We start from the raw sequence: 4392 nt of genomic DNA, 5'->3' as shown, positions 1-4392 counted from the left end.
AGATATCCAATCAGCAACAAAAAAATCCTCTGAGATTCTTAAGGATTATATACAGGCAAAGTCTACCAAATAGTTTGAGATTCTTGGCTTGCCTTCCCTTGTGCCAAAGGATAGATGTCCCAGTTCAAATACCTTAAAGTATCGGCTAAATGCGAACGCATTAAGTCGGTTTTTTTGTCAATTTCTGCTTTTCCTTCTATCCATTTAAGGGATTCTAAGTCAGCTATCAGCTCATCACAAGTGTCTGATAGGAACAGTCTATTGTGGTAGAAAGTAGCGTTAAGAGCGTTAATAGAGTCTTGCACGGATGGATTCGAGAGCTTGTAACAAGTCTCCCAAGTGAATTTTAGAAGGTTAAATTCTTCTTTAATTATTCCCCAGTTAGTATTTTTACTGTTAGCTGTTTTTTGATTTCCCGAAGCGTCACCATGAATATAAATCTTGCTAGGCTTGAGAGATTTTAAATACTTTCCTGCCTCTTTGGCAAGCTCAAAAGTGTCTGAGTTAAGTAAAAAGAACTCTCTGATTATTATGATTTCCCCTGCTATTAATTGAGCAACTATGGCAGTGGCGGGGGAGTGGTTAAAGTCAAAACTAATATGAATAGGAAATCTTTTGTCATAGGTGGCTATTGATTCAGGGATTAGATGGGTTTTCCTGTCAAAATATTTAAAGATTAGCCCTTCTGTGATCATGCTATATTCCGACAAGATTTCAAGCTTGAATAGCTCAGGAGTTAAGGTGGCTTTCATCCTGTCGATATAATCAGAATCGGCGTGTAGATTTTCTAGGCTAGTCCCTGCTATTGATAAAAATTTAGCTTTTTGGTCATCTGTTCTTTTTGGGTCGTCAAAGATTTTATAGCAGTAATTGTAAGGCTGATTCTTATTAATCGAACTGGTTATGAGGAGCATCCCACTACTTTCCCCCTTACCCCTTCCAATCCGTCCCATAATCGTATCAAAAGCGCCCTTAACAGAGTAAGCATACTCATCAGCCCATACCCATCTTACCTGTAATCCTCTACCTACCTCTTTGGAGTTTTTGGTTTTCCCTGTGAAAGAATCCGCAGAAAGGACGTAGTGGAAGGTTTGCTTTTTGCCGATATAGCAATGACGATTGGCGGCGATCGCCTTGGCTGTTGCTTCGGAACTTTCTCTATTTGGCTCTAATGGAATACCGAACTGGGGGTCAATTTCAGAGCGATAAACTACTGACCAAGCCCCTAAAAAGCTCTTACCCGCATTAATTCCTCCTTTGTACCACAGGGATAATTTTCCATCAGGATTTTTTAAAAGCTCTACCATCGCGGCTTGTGCCCCTGGGTGTGGTTCAAACATCGGAAAAGATTCTTGAGCCTCTTGTAACTCAAACCCTACACTCCAATCAATTAATTCGTGAATTGTGGATAATCCTAGTTGTTCTATATACCTACTCACGAAAAACTCAGCATATTAAATATCTCTATACTACAATTTAGGTACAACTATTATGATTAAATTATGGATTTTTCGCTGCCAACTTGCCCAATTGAAAAATTAGAAGGGGAAACTAGCACGGCTTACAGCGCACTATGGGTATTTTTGGAAATGGGACCGATTAGAACGGTTCAGCTTGTGGCGGATCATCTTCAATCTTTAAGAGCAAACAGGAAATTATCGGAGCGAAAAGATAATGATACGCGCACTAGGAACGGAAGGCTAGAGCGATACGCAACTGATCACCGATGGCACGAAAGAGCCGATCTTTACGATGAATGGCTGCGGCGGTGTCACCTTAACGCAAAATTGGAAAGCCAAAAGGAAACCTTTGAGGCATTGGTTAGACCGTTTCGTGAGGGCTATGAGCTAAAAGTTGAGGTAGAGAAACGACTCTTAAAACAGATTCAACTTAACGCTATTAGCCCAGAGGAAAGAGAGTCTGTAGGGCTTGCTGATCCATTCTTAAGCGTTAGGGATGTCTCTGAGTTGTCGGGAGCATTCCAACGGGTGACGATGGCAGGACGCTCAATAATTGAGGATGCACTTAAATTTCATGGGCTTGATGAGATTGCCAAAAGGATAGGAGCAGAAACGGCTAAAAACGATAAGCATTAAAAAAGCCCCTTACGGGACCAATAGAAACGTCATATAATTGGGATTGTCATAAATCGTTTTACGGGACTAGCCATCACTTTCTTTATGTAAACAAGTTTCCTGTTGTTTACAGGGTAAGACTTTATTCCAGATGGACAAATTGGAACACCCAAGCAATAGAACTTTATGGTTAGTTGATGCAGTGGATCTGAAACTTTCCATATTTGCGACTCGCTTGGGACTGGTATATCATTGTCTTCATTTTTGTAAGTCCAACTGCCATTCGAGTAGTCGCAAAATACTAAGAGGGATAATGTATTTAGGTCGATTTGCGGGTGTGGGATTATAAAATAGTACATTGTTTTATCCTCTTGTTTGTTTTTGTCTGATAGGCTTTTAAGGACGATATCCCTTGCCTTCAATCATGTTTTTAGACGAGTAGTAAATAGGATAATTTTTTCCGTATTGTTGGCTTCCTACTCTTAATCGAACCTCCCCGTTGAGGAACTGCAACCGTTCATTTTTGTCGGAAGAATAGATACAACCCATTCGGCATTTTGCAATGTTAAGCAAAATGTTTTTTTCGATTTCTTTTAAAGAAATTTCGTCTTTTAAATAGGTAGTTTCCCATCTTAGTAAGGTAAGAATATCTTCGGCTAATAGCATAATGCTATTTTCAAAATTTCTTTGTGCTGCTTCTTTTTCGCCTACTTCGCCAATGATGCGAGGGTAGCACGATGGGGAACTGCCAGTTAATCCCCATGCTACATTGTCCTCATCAACTGTCCCAATTATTTTCCCTGTAACTACAAAATCAGTTGTTTTCATTGCGTTTGTCCTTTGTTTGATTGGTTTATACCCTTAATATCTCATGCCTACTCTTGATTGTCATCAGTAAATATACTGAAGTTTTGAGAGTGTTAGGATAGAACAAATACACTAGGAGCAATTATGCTTTAGAGATTAGAGGAAGCTATCAATGGTAGGAGAACCGTACACCTATAACGCTGTCATCACTCGCGTTGTTGATGGCGATACCCTAGTAGTTGATATTGACGCTGGTTTTGATATCTGGCTACGGGGACAAACTCTTAGATTAAATCGGGTTAATGCTCCTGAAATGAAAACTCCAGAAGGCAGGGCATTATTTAATCAGCTTCGAGTTTTAACTGGTCAAAAAATAATTATTAAGACTATTAAAAACCATCGGGTAAAAAAAGAAACCCAAAAGGACAGCTTTGGGCGATATCTTTCTGAGGTAGAAATTAATGGAATGGGGAACTTATCTGATTATCTTCTGACTAATAACCTAGCCGTTCCCTATAGCTAGTCGGAAGCGTTTTCTGGTTCGGATTCTGGCACATCAACATAGACCATTTCATAGCCTAGTTTTTTTAGATGTCCTCGCAAGGCTTTATTTTCTTCCTTTAAAGCAGCGTTATCCTCAATAATCTTTAGCGCCGACTTATTAGACTCCCTTAGATCAGCATTGTCCTCAATTACTTTTAGTGTTTCTTTTTTTTGTTTGATTAAATTAGTTTTGGCATCAATGTACGCATTTTCTAAATCTGATACTTTTTGCCTCCAACTATTACTCAATTCCTGTGCTGCTAGATAAGTATTCTGATCGTATATGGCTCTAGCCTTTTGAAATGATGGCATGGCTGATATTTTCTGAATAGTTTTTAATAGTTCATCTTCTAGATCAACTTCAAATTCTTGTAAGGTTTCCATGAATTGAATTACTTCGGCGCACTTTCTTAGATTGGGGCTACTAAATCCACTAGGACTAGGGCTAATATCGGGAGCGTCGTCGCTGTTAAAGTCTGTCAGCATTTACATTTAATCCCCTCAAAAATTGCTAGATTAGATTTTATTGTAGCAATAGGAATATAGATATGCAATTAGAGCAGCTTTACAAATACTTGTGTCAATCTCCCTGTGATATCAACGAACACCTTCCCACGCTGCGGGATCTAGCCTCACAGGTGGACACAGTAACGGAATTTGGTACACGCCACGGAGTTAGCACCGTGGCATTATTAGCAGGACAGCCTAAAAAGCTAACTTGCTACGATATAGATCCTAAGTGGAATGATTGGAACGAAATCTTAAAACTTCGGGGGAAAACTGAGTTATCATTTAATGTTCAAAATACTTTAAAGGTTGAAATAGAGCCTACAGATTTTTTGTTTATTGACACTCTTCACACCTACGATCAACTGATCGAGGAATTGCGATTACACTCATCCAAGGTGTCTAAATACATCGCTTTACATGATACTGTTACTTTTGCTCACGTAGGGGAAGATCCAAC

The 4392-nt window shown here is 39.3% G+C and carries 6 protein-coding genes; 3 read left to right on the top strand and 3 right to left on the bottom strand.

Features of this window, described 5'->3' with window-relative positions; translation table 11 throughout:
- Nucleotides 1-62: 62 nt before the first annotated feature.
- The gene (locus LW728_RS23035; protein ID WP_287768498.1) at nucleotides 63-1439 is read right to left on the bottom strand and encodes a hypothetical protein; all 1377 of its coding nucleotides are present in this window, start codon (nucleotides 1437-1439) and stop codon (nucleotides 63-65) included.
- 63 nt (nucleotides 1440-1502) lie between these two features.
- On the opposite strand from LW728_RS23035, the gene LW728_RS23030 reads away from it, so the two are divergent.
- Nucleotides 1503-2096: a hypothetical protein gene (locus tag LW728_RS23030; RefSeq protein WP_287768495.1), complete on the top strand. Its 594-nt coding sequence runs from the start codon at nucleotides 1503-1505 to the stop codon at nucleotides 2094-2096.
- 375 nt (nucleotides 2097-2471) lie between these two features.
- Here LW728_RS23030 and LW728_RS23025 read toward each other — a convergent pair whose 3' ends face one another.
- Nucleotides 2472-2903: a hypothetical protein gene (locus LW728_RS23025; protein WP_287768494.1), complete on the bottom strand. Its 432-nt coding sequence runs from the start codon at nucleotides 2901-2903 to the stop codon at nucleotides 2472-2474.
- A gap of 151 nt (nucleotides 2904-3054) precedes the next feature.
- Here LW728_RS23025 and LW728_RS23020 point away from each other — a divergent pair, with 151 nt between their 5' ends.
- A complete protein-coding gene (locus LW728_RS23020) occupies nucleotides 3055-3405 on the top strand; it encodes a thermonuclease family protein (protein WP_287768493.1) in 351 nt (116 codons plus the stop codon).
- Here the strand turns inward: LW728_RS23020 and LW728_RS23015 are convergent.
- The gene (locus tag LW728_RS23015) at nucleotides 3402-3911 is read right to left on the bottom strand and encodes a hypothetical protein (protein ID WP_287768490.1); all 510 of its coding nucleotides are present in this window, start codon (nucleotides 3909-3911) and stop codon (nucleotides 3402-3404) included. The genes LW728_RS23020 and LW728_RS23015 overlap by 4 nt on opposite strands.
- A 197-nt stretch (nucleotides 3912-4108) precedes the next feature.
- On the opposite strand from LW728_RS23015, the gene LW728_RS23010 reads away from it, so the two are divergent.
- Nucleotides 4109-4392: class I SAM-dependent methyltransferase (locus LW728_RS23010; RefSeq protein WP_287768488.1), on the top strand; the 284-nt coding region annotated here is incomplete at its 3' end.

The sequence above is a fragment of the Microcystis sp. 49638_E5 genome (assembly GCF_021300285.1).
Lineage (GTDB): Bacteria > Cyanobacteriota > Cyanobacteriia > Cyanobacteriales > Microcystaceae > Microcystis > Microcystis aeruginosa_C.
This window is presented reverse-complemented; position numbering and strand designations above follow the sequence as displayed.